This is a genomic window from Sphingomonas sp. BL-S-25, from assembly GCF_055521555.1.
In genome coordinates, this window is the sequence record NZ_CM145486.1 from 3,057,743 (window position 1) to 3,073,821 (window position 16,079).

The window sequence follows — 16,079 nt, forward strand, 5'->3', positions numbered from 1 at the left end:
GATGATCGCGGCGGCCGGCGGGCCGGCGGCAACCACCAACATCACGGGCGTCTGAGCGCATGGCGGCGGGTGATCTTCCCGGCGGCGGCCCGGCTTCGCCGTCGCGGCCGGAGGGTGGCGACGGCCTGGTCCAGGCACAGGCCGCGAGTGGTGCTGGGGCGCGCGACGAGGGCGGCCGCGACGCGGCGGCGCGGCGGGCGGCGGCGCAGCAGGCGCAGAAGCTGCGGCGGGCCGAGGATGCGGCGCTGCGCGAGCATTGCGAGCATCGCTTCAAGTCGATGATGCCGCCGGGCGACCAGCTGGCCGAATGGTATGAGATTGCCGGGCTGTGCATGCCGTCGCGGTCGCGCGCGCTGGTCGAGGGCAATCGGGCGCGGCTGCGCGCTCAGGTGTCGTCGCGCGCCATGCTGTATGACGGCTATCCGATCCGCAGCTTCGAGATCTGCGCCAACGGCATGTTGTCCGGCCTGTCCTCCCGGTCGCGCCCGTGGCGCAAGTCGGTGCTGGAGGATGAGGGGTTGATGGACTTCTACCCCGTCCGCGTCTGGCTCGAGGCCTATGACAAGCTGGTCTATTCGGCGCTGGCCGCGTCCAATTTCTATGAGGCGCTGCTTGCCTGTTACGGTGAGATGGCCGGGTTCGGCACCGGCGCGATCCTGTTGCAGAATCATGAGGGCGCGGCGTCGCCCAAGCTGGTGGCGCATGCGCTGACCGTCGGCGAATACGGCATCTCGCTGGGCGACGACCTGCGCCCCGATGCGCTGGCGCGCAGCTTTACGCTGACCGCGCGGCAGATGGTCGGCGCGTTCGTGACCGACCGGTTCGACCGCAAGACGATGCACTGGGACCGGGTGACGCGCCGGGTGCGCGAGGCGTGGGACAAGGGCAATTACGAGCAGCGCTTCACCATCCGCCAGCTGATTGAACCGAACCCGGCCTGGGTGCCAGGGCGGATCGGCAGGATCGGCATGCGATACCGGTCGATGAAATGGGAAGCGGGGCAGGAGGATCGCCGTGCCTTCCTGGCGATCGAGGGATATCGGTCGCAGCCGTTCATGGCGCCGCGGTGGGAGACGCTGGCGGGCGATGTGTGGGGCACCGGGCGCGGCAAGAAGGCGCTGCCCGACATGCGCGCGCTGCAGCTTCAGGCCAAGCGCAAGGGCGAGGCGACCGACATGGTGGTGAAGCCGCCGACCTGGGGCCCGCCGACGGTGGACCGGGTGGGCATGCTGCCGGGCAACCATACCACGGTGGCGGTGATGGACATGAACAGCCCCGGCATCCGCCCGGTCTATGCGCTGCCGTGGCAGACGATCGAGGTGGTCGGGCGCGACGTGGTCGATGCGCGCCAGGCGATCGACCGGATGACCTATGCCGACCTGTTCATGGCGATCACCAACATGGCCGGCGTCCAGCCGCGCAACATGGAGGAGCTGATGCGCCGGCACGAGGAGCAGCTGACCCAGCTGGGCCCGGTGACCGACCGCGCCAATGTCGAGTTGCTGCAGATCGCGTCGGACCGGATCGGCGATATCCTGGAATCGCGCGGCGACCTGTTGAACGCACTGCCGCCGCCGCCGGAGGAATTGCAGGGCGCGGAAATCCGCACCGATTTCGTGTCGGTGCTGGCGCAGGCGCAGCGAATGTTGGGCATCGGCCAGACCGAGCGCGCGGTGAGCTTCGTCGGCAATCTGGCGGCGGCGTTCCCTGGTGCGGCGGACAATATCGATCCCGACGAGATCGTGCGCGATTACTGGGAGCGGTCGGGCGCGGTCAGCAGCGGGCTGCGCGATCCGCGCGCGGTGGCGCAGATGCGCGAGCAGCGGGCGCAGGCGCAACAGGCCGAGCAGATGGCGGCGATGATGCCCGCAGTGAAGGACGGGGCGGAAGCCGCGCGGCTATTGTCCGAGGCGGATGCGAGCAGCGGCGGCGCGCTGGCGGCGATGCTGGGCGGCGGGGGCGGGCAATGACCCCCGGCGGCATCGACCTGGACATGAAGCTGTTGATGACGTCGCCGCCGTTCCGCCGGTTCCTGTTGCGACTGGCGCGACTGGGCGGGCTGTGGCTGCCCGGTGGCGCGAGCGGCGATGCGCAGATGCACCAGCGCGAGGGGGCGCGTGCGCTGGCGCTGGAGATGATCCGGCTGGCCGCGGCGGGACTGCCGCCTGGTGCCACGACCGAAACCGTGCTGGCGACGATCCTGCGCGAGGCGACCCCAGAGGAGATGACGAGTGACCGATCAGACGATGCATGACGCGGGCGGTGAGGAGGAGACGGATTATTCCGTCGATGTCGTTGGCGACGGTGACGAGCCGAGCCTGCTGGGTGGGGCCGGCGGCGATCCCGCCGATAGCGGCGGAGCGGGCGGGCTGCCCGATGCCTATGCGCTCGACATGCCCGAAGGCTTCACGCTGGACGGCAACACGCTGGCCGAGGCCGAGCCGGTGTTCCGCGACATGGGCCTGTCGAACGACGCGGCGCAGAAGCTGGTGCCGGTGGCGGCCGGGTTTGGCCGGCGGATGTTCGATGCCGGGCTGAAACAGGCGGGCGACCGGCTGATGAGCGATGCCGCGACCACCCGGCGCGAATGGGCCGATGCGTTCGAGGCCGATCCCGAATTCGGAGGCCCGAACCGCGCCCGCACGCTGAGCGAGGCGGCGCGTGCCTTCGACCATTACGGGCTGAAGGCGGGCGAGGGACTGCGCCAGCTGCTCGACGAGAGCGGGCTGGGCAATCACCCCGACCTGATCCGCTTCGTCGCGCAGATCGGCCGCGACCTGGGCGAGGGCAGCTTCGAGCGCGGCGATGCCGTGCGCCAGCCGCGCGCCGCCGAACAGAAGCTCTACGGCGCCGAATTCCAGGCCCGGTGAGACCGAAACCCAAGCAGAAGGACGAGACGAGATGGCAGTACGAAACGGGGCCCTGGCGACGCTGATGGACGTCACCGCCGGCTATGGCGAGGCGGGCGAAGCGCAGGGCCAGATTGCGGAGATCCTGACCAAGGACAATGCGATCCTGGACGATATCAGCTGGAAGGAAGGCAATCTGGTGACCGGCGAGCGCACCTGGGTGCGCACCAGCAAGCCGGGCGTCAGCTGGCGCCGGTACAATCAGGGCGTGCCGCGGACCAAGGGCAATGTCGGATCGTTCGACGAAGCGTCGGCGCAGCTGGCCGCGACGTCGCAGATGGACCGCAGCCTGGCGGTGCTGGGCGGCAATCCGGCCAAGTCGCGCATGGCATTCGCCAAGCCGTTCTTCGACGCGATGAACGAGGAGTTCGCCGAGACGCTGTTCTACGGCAATTCGGCGATCGAATCCAAGGAGTTCACCGGGCTGGCGCCGCGGTACAATTCGCTGGGCGGCGTCACCGGCGACTGGATCATCGATTGCGGCGGCACCGGCACCGACAACCGGTCGATGTGGCTGGTCAACTGGGGCGAGGACACCGTCACCGGCCTGTACCCCAAGGGCACCAAGGCCGGGCTGATGCACATGGACGCGACCGCCAACCTGGCGTCGGGTCCGGACGGCTTCCCGATCGGCGACCTGGTGCTGGACGAGGAAGGCAACAGCTATCTGGGCTATTCCGACTTCTTCCAGTGGGACTGCGGCCTGTCGGTCAAGGACCATCGCCATGCAGTGCGCGCGGCGAACATCGACTTCTCGCTGCTGACCAAGGACCGCAGCACGGGCGCCGACCTGGAAGATGCGATGGCGCAGATGATCGAGCGGGTGCAGTCGATCGGGCCGAACGCCGCCTTCTATGTGCCGCGCCCGCTCGGCGGGTTCCTGCGTCGCCAGGCGCTGCACGACAGCCGCGGCGGGCGCGGCTTGTTGGGCTTCGACACGATCGGCGGGCGCAAGGTCACGACGTTCGACGGCATCCCGATCCGGTCGATCGACGCGCTGAACGTCGACGAGGCGCGCGTCGTCGCCTGACGCGGCGGCGACCCTTTCCCCATTCCGACAGAGGAACCAAGAGCATGAACACGGACAAGCAACTGCTGTGCTCCGACAAGCAGGCAGTGACCGTCGACACGGTGTCGACGGATTCGATCCTGGTGACCGGCCTGGCCGGCGCCGATCGCGGGCGGCGGATGCGCGCCTTCTGCCAAATCGAGACGGGGTTCACCCCCGATGGCGCCGCGACCGGCATCACCTTCGAGGTGATCGAGGCGGACAATGCGGCGCTGACCGCCGGCGTGGTCTCGCTGTTCTCGCGCACGGTCGTGAACGGCGCGGGCGCGGTGAACCTGGCGGTCGGCCAGCGGCCGATCGACGTCGCGCTGCCGCCGCTGAGCAAGGCCTATCTGGGCTTTCGCTACACCACCAATGCCGGCGACTATACCGCCGGCCGGGTGACGTCGGGCGTCACCTCGACCACCGACAGCCCGGTCCAGTCGCGGCCGCCGGCCGAGAGCCACGGATACTGACCGTGGCGGCGGGCATGGCACGCATCCCGCGCAAGGCGTTCGTCGGCGGGCAGCTGGTGGATGCCGCGCTCCCGCCGGGCGAGGGCGGGGCGGGCGTGGTCGATCCGCTGGACCGCGACGGCGACGGAAGGCGGGGCGGTTCGCTGCCCCGCCGACCGGCGGCGCTGAGCGGGCTGCGCAAGGCGGAGCTGCTGGCGGTTGGCGCGGCCGAGGGCGTGGCGGTGGCGCCGGGCGCGACGGTGGCGGCGATCCGGCGCGCGATCGAGGTAGCTCGGGGGTAGTGAGTCGGTGACGGCGTGGTTGGCGGCCGTATCGGGCGGGGTGCCCGGTGCGGCCGTCGGCTTGTTGGCGCGCAGAGACGCGGAGGCGCAGAGGGCGGGTGCGGTAAGCGCGGCGATTTTTTTGCATGGTTCGCCCGCTTGCAGGTCTGAAATCGAGTCCGTTCCGGACGCAAGTGGCGGTGCGGCCGTTGCGACGCGCGCCTGCGCGGATAGGCTGGCGCCGGACAGTGTGGAGGAGCCGACATGATCGCCGGGGCGGTGCTATGGGGCGTTCTGTTTGCCGGCGGCTCGGCATCCGTAGAGGTCCGGCAAGCCGCGGCGCCGGCCGATCCGACCTGCCGGATTATCGAAGCCGCTTACACTGCAGCGATCGGCAGCGATCGGCTGGCCTATCCGCGGGATATCGATCCCGCGTTTCGCGTGCTCGATCTGACGCGATTCGTTCCCGATTATCGCAAGCGCCTTCCGCTGAGCACGGCCGAGTTTGGAGGGCTGGCGGCACGGCAATCGCTTTATGTGGAGGAGAAGTTCCGGCCGCTGTGCGTGCCGATGTCGGATCCTGCGCCGCGGTTCGACGAGGACGGCCACCTCCACAGGGTGTCCTTCACCTATCCGATCGTTTCCGCTGATAGCATGCTGGCCCTCACCGAAGTGTCGTTTCAGGAGCCTGGCTATGGTTATGGCATGATGTGCATCGTGCGTCGCGCCGCCGCCGGGTGGAAGGCCGAGTGCGCGGGCAGTTGGGTTACCTGAGGCGGCCGCCGAGAGGCCGCGGCCACCTTTGCGGCCCTTAAGCGGGCTCCGGCTCGCATGCCAAGGCGCGTCGTGATAGGCGCGGTAGATGATCGCGCTCACTCTGCTGCTCGTTTTCGCGTCAACTGCCGACGACCTCAAGGTCGTCACGGCATTTGAGAAAACATGTGTCGCCTCACGGTCCAAATCAGCGCTGACCACCTCGCTGTTCGCGGCGGGATGGAAAGCCTATGCGACGGTTGAGGATAGCCAAGTCGCGCCAACCATCACCAAGGTTGCACCGCTGTTGAAGGCGCAGGGGCTTACTTCGGAATATGTCGTCTATCACCTCGACGTCGGGAGCCGGCGGCTGGAGCTGGCAGTCAGCGAGACCGTCAACCCGTTGGAAGGTGGTCGCAAGCTCATCGGCTGCAGCATGTATGATCTGGACGCCGCGCGTCCGGTTACGGACGGTGCGATCGGCGTTTTCGCGCCGTTGGTCACGAGCGCAAAGACCATGATTGGCGACGTGCAGGTCGAGAAATGGGACAAGCCTTTCGGAGAGGGGTCGGGGATGCGCGCGGTGTTCGTTCCCACGACCTCTCCGGTCAAAGCGGAGCTTGGTTTTACCGGCATGATGCTCGGCACGCATTTTCTGGATACGGCGGAGTAGGCTGACGCGTTAGACGCGGGCGGTCTGTTCCGCGCGGCGAAGGATTGCAGCCCTAGGTCGCCGATGCCGCGGCGAACTGGTCGCGCAACGCTAGGCTCCGGCTCCACCAGCCGGCCATTTCACCATCTGTGCCCGCACGCAGGACGGCGTCGATCGACGGGAGGCTGCGGGCTGCCTCGGTCCAGCGGCGGCCGGTCAGCGCCCGCCAGGAGGCGGCGTCCAGCAGCGGGGGCGGGCGATCGGGATCGGACACGACCGCGACGGCCGATCCGAGCCACCAGGCCTGAAGCGGATCGTGGAAGATCAGTTCGACCGCCTGAGGGTCGCTCGTGGTCCCCTGGCGAAGCGGTCCGCGCAGCAGCCGGCGCGCAAGGCTTTGGCGGACGGTGGTGACGACCATCGAGGGATGGGGCCGCTCGATGATGAAAGTGACCCCACCGACGAGCGACAGCGCCTCGGCGATGCTGGTCCTGACGGCTTCCGGGACGCTGGCATCGATCGACTGGTTCGGATCGGGCCATTCGAGCCACGCCGATCCGGGATCGCCCTGATCGCCGAGTTCGACATGAGCCGGAGCAGGTTCGGGGTGGAAAAGGATCACCTGTGCTGGATCTCGATGCGGATCGGAAGCCCGGTCAGCCTGCGGTGGCGCGCGACTTTTCGCGATGGGTGCGTCGCCGGTGGTAAATCGCGACGATCGCGAGGGCGAGCATCAGCCAGATCATGGCGCCGCGTTCCAGAGCGCCGGCGGGATCGGTGCAGTGATTGCGATGCCCAGCAACTGGGTCGCGAACAGGATCACGACACCGGTAACGATCAGCGCCCACCTGGTGCCCGGCGTGACCTGACGGAACGGGTCCAGCGTCATCGCCAGAGCGGCCAGCGAATAGGCGAGCGGTAGCGAAATGTCGGTCACGTCCTGTGTCCTCCCGGTCAGGGCTCACAGGGTCGCCGATTTGTGAAGCCACGGCAAGCGCCCGCGGATTTCGAGGCGCGGACTGCGCCTGTGCATTGCGGCCGCGGCGCCAGCGCCGCCGCGCTACCTCGCGGTCATGACCTCCAGACTTGCACTATGGAACATGGCGGTGGCGGAGCTGCCGGCGGATCGGATCGATACGATCGATGATGTCTCGATCGAGGCGGCGCAGTGCCGGGAGCACTATCGCCCCGCGCTGGAGATGCTGCTGGAGGATCATGGCTATGACTTCGCGATCCGGCGTGCGGTGCTGGCGGAGATCGCGAACGACCGGCCGGCGGAATGGGCGCATGCCTATGCCCTGCCGCACGACCTGGCGATGCCGCGGCACCTGTTGCGGTACAGCGCCGACGATGTGTCCGCCGATGGCCAGCGATGGTCGTGGCGCGGGCGGCTGCGCGGCGAGGAAGCGGGCGAAGCGTACCGCATTGCTGGCGGGGTGCTCTATGCCGATCTGCCCGCGGCGACGCTGGAATATGTCAGCAACGCGCCCGATGAGGCACGCTTTCCGGCGCGGTTCGCGCGTGCGCTGGCGCTGGAGCTGGCGGCGCGGATCGTGATGCCGATCAAGAAGGACCGGGCGCGCCAGGGCGAGCTGATGCAACTGGCCGAGGTGGCGCGCGAGCGGGCCAAGGCGGGCGACATGAACCGCGACCGCGAAAGCCCGGCCGATTTCGTCGCCGAGGTGCAGCTGGCGCCGCTTGGCCTGGGGAGGGCGTGATGGCGGGACCGCGCATCGGACAGCATAATTTCAGCAAGGGCGTCCTGTCGAAGGAGCTGTGGGGACGTCAGGACATCGCCCCCTATGCCGCGGGCATCCGCCAGGGGAAGAATGTCCTGATCCTGAAATATGGCGGGCTGACCAAGCGGCCGGGCACGCGTCTGGTCTATGAGATCAAGGACGGGCCGCAGCGGCTGATCCCGTTCGAGGGCGCCTATGAGGCGAGCTATGCGATGCTGTTCGGTCAGGCGACGATGCGGCTGGGCGTGAGCGGCGGCATGATGATCGAGGACCGGCTGGTCATCGAGAATGCGACGCGGACCAATCCGGTGGCGATCACCGCATCGCATCACGGCTATGCCACCGGCGACGAGGTGTTCTTCCAGCAGGTGAAGGGCATGACCGAGCTGAACGGGCTGACGCTGAAGGTCACGGTGACGGGCGAGAGCAGCTTCACCGTGCCGGTCGACGGCACCAGCTTCGGTGCGTTCACCGGCGAGGGCGATGCCGAGGCGGTCGTGCGCAGCGCGCCGCCGCCGCCGCCGCCCCCGCCGCCGCCCGTTCCCGAGCCGGTGCCCGCACCGCCGCCGCCGCCCGTCGGTGGTGGTGGCGGAGGCGGCGGCGGCGGTGGGCGCTGGTTCGAATATGAGGCGCATTACTGATGAGCGTCGCCCGGATCTTTCGCACGCCCACGCCCTATCATCAGCAGGAGCTGTCCGAGCTGGACCATGTCCAGGCGTTCGACGTCGTGTACCTGGCGCATCTGAATCATGCGCCGACCCAGCTGGTGCGCAGCAGCCATACCAATTGGGCGTTCACCCCGGTGACGCTGGGGCCGACGATCGCAGCGCCGGCGGCAACCGCGGTGCATGCGACCGTCGCCAACACCGATGCCGACAATGGCGGCAACGCCTATTTCCCGCGGCTGGCGACCTATGCCGTCACCGCGATCAACGACGTGACCGGACAGGAAAGCCGCCCGTCGAGCGGCGCGTCGGCGAGCAACGACCTGACGCTGAAGCGCAACAAGAATGTCGTCAGCTGGGGCGCGGTGACCGGCGCCAACCGGTACCGGGTGTACAAGGCGAACCATGAATCCGCCTTTGGCTATATCGGCGAGACGCAGGGCACGAGCTTTACCGACGACAATATCGATCCCGATCTGAGCGACGGTCCGCCCGAGGCGAGCAATCCGTTCGGGCCGAACCGCAATCCGTCGACCGTGACCTTTTTCGACCAAAGGCTGATCTGGGCACGGACGCGCGAGGTGCCCAACGGCGTGTTCACGTCGCGATCGGCCGATTTCGCGAACATGGATATCGCGCGGCCGGCGCGCGCCGACGATGCGATCTCGATCCGGATCTCGGCACAGAAGGTCAATTCGGTTCATGCGCTGGTGCCGCTGCAGAATCTGATCGCGCTGACCGGCGACGGGGTGTTCGTGATTGCGGGATCGGAGGGCGATTACCTGTCGGCCGCGCCGCCGCCCATGGCCAAGCGCCAGTCGGGGCGCGGGGCATCTCGGCTGAAGCCGCTGGTGCTGGACGAGGCGGTGTTCTTTCAGCCGGCGGTGGGATCGGGCGTGCGATCGCTGGGCTTCACCTTCGAGATCGAGGGGTACCGGTCGAACGACGTGTCGATCTTTTCGCCCGAGCTGTTCCGCGGCACGACGATCACCTCCTGGGCCTATGCCGAGGAGCCGCTGTCGGTGGTGTGGACCGCGCGCAGCGACGGCAAGGTACCGACCTTCACCTGGCAGCTGGAGCAGCAGGTATGGGGGTGGACGCTGTGCGAGACGGCGGGGAAGGTCGAGAGCATCTGTTCGATCCCCGAGGCGGGCGAGAGCCGCGTCTATTGGGTGGTCGAGCGCGAGATTGCGGGCGTGAAGCGGCGGTTCCTCGAGCGGCTGGCATCGGCCAAGTGGAGCGACCTGGATCTGAGCTGCTATCTCGATTGCGCCGTCACCTTCCGGCTGGACGCGCCGCAGCGCCGTTTCCTGGTGCCCCACCTAGCCGGGGCGACGGTGGATGCGATGGCGGACGGCTTCGCGGTGCGGGGGCTGGCGTGCGATGCGGCGGGCTGGGTCGATCTGGGCCAGGAAGCGACGCGGCTGGTAACGATCGGGCTGGGCTATGAGGCGCTGATCGAGACATTGCCGCTGGCGGTGCAGGCGGAGAGCGGGTCGATCCAGGCGAAGCGCCAGATGCTGGGCGATGTCGTGGTGCAGGTGGCCGACACCCGCCTGGGCGCGATCGAGGTCGGGCGGCGGCTGGACCGGATGCAGCAGCCCCGCGCGCGCACCACCGAACCGCTGGGCACGCCGAGCGCGCTGTTCACCGGCGCGGCGGTGGTCGGGACCGAGCCGGTGACCGCGGGCGAGGCTACGCTGTTCATCCGGTCGCGCGAGCCGTTGCCGATGACGGTCACCTCGGTCTTCCTGGACCCGGTGGTGAGCGAGCCGTGATCCGGCTGGTCGAGGCGAAGCGCGCGCATGTTGCGCCGATCGCGCGGACGATGCGGGAGTGGGACAGGGCGGAGTGCGCGGCGTTCGGTCGGACGCCGCGCCAGGCGCTGCGTCTCGGGCTGGCGGCGTCGGCGCTGAGCGCGACCGTGCTGATGCAGGACAGGCCGATCGCGATGTTCGGCGTGACCCCGATCAGCGTGATCGAGGGGCGCGGATGCGTGTGGTTCCTGGGCACCGATGCGGTTCGCCGGTTCCCGCGCGAGCTGCTGGTGCTCGGCCGATATGTGCTGGGCGAGATGCAGGCGCGGTTTCCCCGGCTGGAGAACCATGTCGCCCGCGGCAACCGCGATGCGATCCGCATGCTGCGGCACTGGGGTTTCGGCATCGACGATGCCGCCGTGACGATCGGCGGGGTCGAGTTCGTTGCGTTTCACAAGGACTGCGGACCCGCCGCGTGATCCTGTCCAGCTGTGCATTCCTGCACCAGCCCGACCGCGCCACCTTATGCAGTGGCGTGACGCGCTCGCGGTGTCGCGAGATGAACAACTTGGCGACGGTCCGTCGCGGCGAGGAGATCTGACCATGTGCGGTCCGGCGGCATTGACGGCAGCCGTGACCACCATGAGTAAGGGCGTATCGATGATCTCATCGATGCAGGCGGCAGCGTACCAGGAAAAGGTCGCGCGGCGTAATGCCGAACTTGAGGGCGATGCGGCGAACGATTCGCTGGAGCGCGGACGCGTGGAGCAGCGCCGCGCCCAGGAAGCAGCTTCGGTTCGGATGGGGCAGATCCGGGCCGCGCTTGCCGCCAACGGCATCGATCCGTCGTTCGGATCGGCGGCGGTCGTTCAGGGCGATGCCGCGGCCGCCTTCGCCGAGGACAGCTGGACAATCGGCCAGAATGCGATGCGCGAGGCTCAAGGTGCCGACCGACGCGGTGCGAATTATCGCGCCCAGGCCAGTGCTGCACGCGCGGAACGTGGCGCTGCGTTCTTGAAGGGAATGTTCGACATGGCATCGAGTGTGCTTGGCGGCGTCAAGCAATATGGTGAAGAAAAGAAGGCGTGGGGCCGCTAATGGCGCGCGTTCCGATCCTCTCTAACTCCTCGGTTTCGCTCGCGCCGCTGGCACGCGAGCGCGTCACCGAAGCGAGTAGCGCCGGTGTTGTCGCATCGGGACTGGCGGCCGGCATGGACACCCTCGGCAAGGCGCTGGGCGCCGTTGCCGGCATGGAAAGCGATGCGGCCAAGCGTAAAGCGGACCGTGAGCGCCGCGAGGCGGAAATCGCGCTGGCGAGAAGCGCCGGAAAGATACTGTACGATCCCAAAGACGGCTATCTCGCCACGGGAGGTAAAGTCGCGATCGACAAGCTGGATCAGACGCTGGCCGGGCTGAGCTTACAGGCGGGCGATCTGGAGAAGGGGCTGAGCACGCCCTATGCGCGCGAATTGTTCCGTCAGTCCGCGGATGCGCGGCTTGCCGAATATCGAACGCTGGCGACACGACACGCGGCAACCGAAGAATTTGAATACGACCAGGGCCTGTTCGACGCGGAAGTCGTTTTGGCCGGAGAAGAGCTGGTCGCGAATGGCGCCAATCCCGAGATGATGCAAGCCAGGCTCGGGAAGCTTGTCGATGTGATCACCGCCCACGGCGCAGACCCGGCAAATGGCTGGTCCCCGGAACAGACTGCGCTTCGGGTGAAGACCGAAGTTTCTCCGCGGCTGCTCGCGATCGCGGTGGCAAAAGCGGAAGCCGATCCGGATGAGGCGCAAAGCTGGCTGGAAGAGTGGCGCGCGCCGATGTTCGACCGGGATTATCAGATTGCGCTGGGGCGGATCGACGTCGTGCGCACGAAAAGAGCGGTCGCAGCCGAACGTGCGAATGATTTGCGGATCGAGCGGGAGGAGAATGAGGAGGACACGGTGCTGGAGCAGGTCGCTCGCGGTCAGATCGTCAATGCCGGTCAGATTCGAGGTATGGCCGAGCGCGCAGCGAGCCGCGGCGACACGGTGCGGGCTGGACGATTGCTGGACGCGGCTGTCACGAGTCAGACAGGCGAAGCATATGCCGATGCGACACCCGAGCGGATAACGACGCGCCTGGGGCAGATCGAAGGCACTCGGAATTGGCGTCGCAACCCGGTTCTGGTGGCCGAGCATAGGGCGCTGTCAGGCATCCGCGAAAATGCGCGCAATGCCGAACCCAACTGGCCTGAACTCGACTTCAACGACCCTGCCGCGGTGGCACAGCGCAATGTCGAGGTAGCCCGTTGGGCACAGGGTCACAATGGTCAAGCACTCCCACTCGGCAGAGATCAAGCGGAGCGACTGAGCAATATGGCAGGCGGCGGGCTGGAAAGTCGCGCTGCTGCGGTCGAATTGCTGTCGAAGCTTCACGGATCGCTGTCAATGGCGGCAGCGCAGCAGGTCGCACCGGGCGACAAGGCTTTCGCCGCGTCGATCGGCCTGCCACCGATGATGATCCGTCAGGTTCTGACCGGCGAGACGCTGCTGGAGTCTCAACAGGCAAAGATCCAGGAAACCAGCTTTCGCGAATATTGGGCGAAACGGCCAGGCCCGGCTCTGGCTGCATTTCCGGCTGACATGACGGAGCGTATCAAGGTAGCGACCCGCAGTATCTATGCGTATCGCCAGCGCGGCGATCTCGGGTTTGACGAGAAAGTCCTTCACGGAATCGTCGACGAAGTTCTGGAAGCTGGAGGCGGCGGACGCATCGGCAAGTGGAACCGCGAGTGGCTGGTCCTGCCACGCGGCATGAGCCAGGTCGACTTCGATAAGCGCGTCGGCAACATCGGTGATCCTACGAACCTGTTCTACGCGGATGGGAAGCCGATACCGAAGCGTGATTTCATGCGGGAGTATCGGCTCGTCCCTACGGGCCGCGACGGCGTGTATGAAGTGGTAGACAAGCGGGGCTCCTATGCGCGCAGCAAGCCGGGCGGAGGGAAGGCCGAGCTTGATATCAACCGATTGGCAATGCCCTCGTTGCGGCAAAAGCCACGGCCTAAGTCGCCCTCGGCGATCTGGGTGGCGCCCCCACGACAGGATGATGGCGCCCGGACGCCCCTCTGGGGCCCCGCCGCACCGCAGACCCCTGCGAAAAGGACGCGCTGATGGGCGTCGCACCTCGTAACCGCCGACCTGCTAAGGCTGCCCCAAGGCCGGCACCCTCGCCGACGCCTGCGCATCGCGACACCTGGTGGACGCGAGGCGAATGGGTGCAGACCGAGCCGGTACGGTGGAGCCAGCCACCCGCGACATTCGGGGAAACCTGGCAGGCGAGCCGTATCATCCAGCGTCCGAACAACACCAACTATTCGCAAGATCTGACCCGCCGCGCGTTCGAACCGGTGGTCGTCGCGATCAACGCGATCCGTCGGCGCGAGGGCAAGCCCGAGATGTTCAACCCTGCCGACGGCATTCGCGCGATGCCGATCCCCGAGCCCAATGCCGCCTGGGGGCTGGCCCGCGATGCCAGGGTCGGGACCGACGCAGTCATCACGGATGTGGAAGTCGAGATTCGTCGCATCCGGCAGCGCTATCCCGGCGCGTTGAAAGGCGTGCCCGACACGGGGGAGGGCATCCTTCAGGCACAAGCCAAGCGGGACCGGGAAGAGTATGAGAAGGCGCAGGAAGTCCGGCGCCGTAGCCGCGGTACCTTGGCCGATGGCATCGTTGCATGGGCCGGAACCACAACGATGTCCCTGGAAGACCCCGTCGACCTGGGGTTGCTGTTTGTCGGCGGCGGCGGACGAACCGTGTTGCAGGGCGTTGGGCGCGAGTTCATCCTGGGCGCGGCGGGCGAGGCGATCCAGCAACCCGTCGTCGCGCGAAATCGCGAGATCATCGGCGAGCGGCTGACAGCCGGCGAGGCATTTCTCAATACGCTGAAGGCCGGGGCAACGGGATCACTGGAGCGGGTCACCAAGGCGCCTACCGGTACTGCCATGGTCTATGATGGGGCGATCACGGCTGCAATCGACGCGGTCGCGCCAGAAGCGCCGCAAATGCCTGACCTTTCGGCGATTCCAGACTCGGAACTGCCATCCACCGTGAAATCGGTGATCGGGGAAGAGAATTTCACGCCGACGGTCAAGGCCGCGGTGTCCGAACTGGATCGCGATATCGATATCCGGGCGACGAGCCCGTTCCGCCCTGGATCGCGCAACGATGACGCACACGCCGACCGGCTCGATCTCGCTACAGACGCGGTGCATGGCCACATTTCGCCTGCCGATTATGGTCGCCGGTTCAAGGAGGGCGTGGACAGGACCACCCGTCCAGCGCCCAAGGTGGCGGTTGCGTACGATGAACGAGTCCTTCCGTTGCGGGCACGGCGCCGGCCGCCGGCTCCGATCGCATCCGTCGCGGCATCGCCCAGCGTGGACAGGGTGTTCGATGCTCTCGTGATCCAGGAAAGCGGTGGGGTTCGCGGACGCGCAGGCCCCGCGACGCGTTATGGTCGCGCCTATGGGCTGACGCAGGTGCTCGACGGGACCGGCGCCGAAATGGCGCGCAAGCTTGGCATCCCTTGGCGACCCGACTTGATGCGTGGCAAGAGCGACGAAGCGGGGACCTATCAGTTGCGGATCGGGCGCGCCTATTTCGAGCAGGGCCTCAGACTGCATGGCGGCAACATCCGCAATGCGCTGATGTACTATCATGGCGGACCTGACAGGAAGCTGTGGGGCGTCAAGACGCGAGGCTATGCCGACGCCGTGCTGAGGCGCGCGGGCGGCGGGACGCCCACGCCTGTTCATGAAGCGCTTCCGCGCCGTGATCGCGCCGCGAACGAGCGCGTCTATGCCGAGATGGAGCGCCTGGCGGAGGCCGCCGCCGAGCCATTACCGCCACAGGCAGTCCGGCTGACCACGGCCCCGCTTCCAGCCGGGCTTGCCGCGCCCGTGGCCGACCTCGATCCGCATGACGATACCGTCGACGACGACGGCAGCTGGGTCGGTGAGGAGCGTACGTCCGGCATGCGCGACCCCCTTCGCGACGCGCTCTTGCGCGGCGACAGGATTGATCCGCAACCGATGGCGTCGCCGGTCGTGCCGTTCCGTCCGACGCTGGCCCAGGACGCCCTGGAGATGCCAGCCGTTCAGGAAAAATTGCGTGCGATGCCTGGCACTGCCGGCAATCCCGGCATCTTCGTCGAACATGCCGAGGATCGCGCATCGACGCAGGTCGTGTACCGTGACGATGTCGGACGTCCCCGCGCGGTCGCGTGGTTCCCGCTGACCGATGCCGCGCGCTTGGTCAGCGGGGGAGGCCCGATCGTTCAGGTCGCTCCGGAATTGCGGCGGCAAGGGCTGGCGACTACGCTGTACGGCGTTGCGCGCGACGCAGGACTGCCGGTCGACATATTGAGCGGCAGCGGGGAGATGACGCCAGCCGGAGCGGCGTTGGCGAATGCGTGGCACCGGCGTGTCACCGCGGAGCCGCTGGCGCTGCGCATGCAGAAGCGGTGGGATGCCGATGACCCGGTCTGGCGAGTCGTTGCCGCCGATGCCGGGGCGGTCGGGAAAGAATCCGGGCAGAACGAGACCCCGGCAATAACGACGCTGTCGGCGCGTGCGTTCGACGACCCCGACGGAGACGACGCGATGGCGCAGATCGCGAGCCTGGTCCATGACATCACACAGGCCGCGGCCGAAGATCCGGACCTCAGGGTCCGGCTAAACTTAGCCGACGAGCCGATCTCGATCGCGGATGCACTTGCGGAGCTGGATCGTGAGGCCGGGTGGGTCGCAACGCTGGCGGCCTGCGTGTGACG

General features: G+C 67.5%; 17 protein-coding genes. 15 read left to right on the forward strand and 2 right to left on the reverse strand.

Annotated elements, in window-relative coordinates; genetic code table 11:
* Window positions 1-59 precede the first annotated feature (59 nt).
* From ACZ1H8_RS14835 to ACZ1H8_RS14870, 8 genes are all read left to right on the forward strand, one after another.
* A complete protein-coding gene (locus ACZ1H8_RS14835; protein WP_465177948.1) occupies window positions 60-1,970 on the forward strand; it encodes a portal protein in 1,911 nt (636 codons plus the stop codon).
* A complete protein-coding gene (locus tag ACZ1H8_RS14840) occupies window positions 1,967-2,254 on the forward strand; it encodes a hypothetical protein (protein WP_465177949.1) in 288 nt (95 codons plus the stop codon). Before ACZ1H8_RS14835 ends, ACZ1H8_RS14840 begins: the two co-directional genes overlap by 4 nt.
* Complete coding sequence (locus ACZ1H8_RS14845; protein WP_465177950.1) at window positions 2,232-2,870, forward strand: hypothetical protein; 639 nt, start codon at window positions 2,232-2,234, stop codon at window positions 2,868-2,870. Before ACZ1H8_RS14840 ends, ACZ1H8_RS14845 begins: the two co-directional genes overlap by 23 nt.
* A 31-nt stretch (window positions 2,871-2,901) precedes the next feature.
* Window positions 2,902-3,939, forward strand: coding sequence for a major capsid protein (locus ACZ1H8_RS14850; RefSeq protein WP_465177951.1), 1,038 nt, complete (start codon window positions 2,902-2,904; stop codon window positions 3,937-3,939).
* Window positions 3,940-3,983: 44 nt separating this feature from the next.
* The gene (locus ACZ1H8_RS14855; protein ID WP_465177953.1) at window positions 3,984-4,433 is read left to right on the forward strand and encodes a Bbp16 family capsid cement protein; all 450 of its coding nucleotides are present in this window, start codon (window positions 3,984-3,986) and stop codon (window positions 4,431-4,433) included.
* 14 nt (window positions 4,434-4,447) lie between these two features.
* A complete protein-coding gene (locus tag ACZ1H8_RS14860) occupies window positions 4,448-4,714 on the forward strand; it encodes a hypothetical protein (protein ID WP_465177954.1) in 267 nt (88 codons plus the stop codon).
* 243 nt (window positions 4,715-4,957) lie between these two features.
* Entirely contained in the window at window positions 4,958-5,467 is a 510-nt protein-coding gene (locus tag ACZ1H8_RS14865; RefSeq protein WP_465177955.1) for a hypothetical protein, read from the forward strand.
* A gap of 88 nt (window positions 5,468-5,555) precedes the next feature.
* Window positions 5,556-6,119 carry a hypothetical protein gene (locus ACZ1H8_RS14870; RefSeq protein ID WP_465177956.1) on the forward strand — a complete coding sequence of 188 codons (564 nt, stop codon included), beginning with the start codon at window positions 5,556-5,558 and terminating at the stop codon, window positions 6,117-6,119.
* 52 nt (window positions 6,120-6,171) lie between these two features.
* On the opposite strand, the gene ACZ1H8_RS14875 is transcribed toward ACZ1H8_RS14870, so the two are convergent.
* Both ACZ1H8_RS14875 and ACZ1H8_RS14880 read right to left on the reverse strand, forming a co-directional pair.
* Window positions 6,172-6,720: a hypothetical protein gene (locus tag ACZ1H8_RS14875; RefSeq protein WP_465177957.1), complete on the reverse strand. Its 549-nt coding sequence runs from the start codon at window positions 6,718-6,720 to the stop codon at window positions 6,172-6,174.
* A gap of 120 nt (window positions 6,721-6,840) precedes the next feature.
* Window positions 6,841-7,035, reverse strand: coding sequence for a hypothetical protein (locus ACZ1H8_RS14880; protein ID WP_465177958.1), 195 nt, complete (start codon window positions 7,033-7,035; stop codon window positions 6,841-6,843).
* Between the two features lie 136 nt (window positions 7,036-7,171).
* On the opposite strand from ACZ1H8_RS14880, the gene ACZ1H8_RS14885 reads away from it, so the two are divergent.
* From ACZ1H8_RS14885 to ACZ1H8_RS14915, 7 genes are all read left to right on the forward strand, one after another.
* Window positions 7,172-7,816 carry a phage connector family protein gene (locus ACZ1H8_RS14885; protein ID WP_465177959.1) on the forward strand — a complete coding sequence of 215 codons (645 nt, stop codon included), beginning with the start codon at window positions 7,172-7,174 and terminating at the stop codon, window positions 7,814-7,816.
* The gene (locus ACZ1H8_RS14890; RefSeq protein WP_465177960.1) at window positions 7,816-8,478 is read left to right on the forward strand and encodes a ubiquitin-activating E1 FCCH domain-containing protein; all 663 of its coding nucleotides are present in this window, start codon (window positions 7,816-7,818) and stop codon (window positions 8,476-8,478) included. Before ACZ1H8_RS14885 ends, ACZ1H8_RS14890 begins: the two co-directional genes overlap by 1 nt.
* Window positions 8,478-10,280 (forward strand): phage tail protein, encoded by a 1,803-nt coding sequence (locus ACZ1H8_RS14895; protein WP_465177961.1) that lies wholly within the window; start codon window positions 8,478-8,480, stop codon window positions 10,278-10,280. The genes ACZ1H8_RS14890 and ACZ1H8_RS14895 overlap by 1 nt, the downstream gene beginning before the upstream one ends.
* The gene (locus ACZ1H8_RS14900) at window positions 10,277-10,738 is read left to right on the forward strand and encodes a hypothetical protein (protein WP_465177962.1); all 462 of its coding nucleotides are present in this window, start codon (window positions 10,277-10,279) and stop codon (window positions 10,736-10,738) included. The genes ACZ1H8_RS14895 and ACZ1H8_RS14900 overlap by 4 nt, the downstream gene beginning before the upstream one ends.
* A gap of 124 nt (window positions 10,739-10,862) precedes the next feature.
* A complete protein-coding gene (locus tag ACZ1H8_RS14905) occupies window positions 10,863-11,357 on the forward strand; it encodes a virion core protein, T7 gp14 family (RefSeq protein ID WP_465177963.1) in 495 nt (164 codons plus the stop codon).
* Complete coding sequence (locus tag ACZ1H8_RS14910; protein WP_465177964.1) at window positions 11,357-13,417, forward strand: hypothetical protein; 2,061 nt, start codon at window positions 11,357-11,359, stop codon at window positions 13,415-13,417. The genes ACZ1H8_RS14905 and ACZ1H8_RS14910 overlap by 1 nt, the downstream gene beginning before the upstream one ends.
* 104 nt (window positions 13,418-13,521) lie before the next feature.
* Window positions 13,522-16,077: a hypothetical protein gene (locus ACZ1H8_RS14915; RefSeq protein WP_465177965.1), complete on the forward strand. Its 2,556-nt coding sequence runs from the start codon at window positions 13,522-13,524 to the stop codon at window positions 16,075-16,077.
* Window positions 16,078-16,079: the final 2 nt, after the last annotated feature.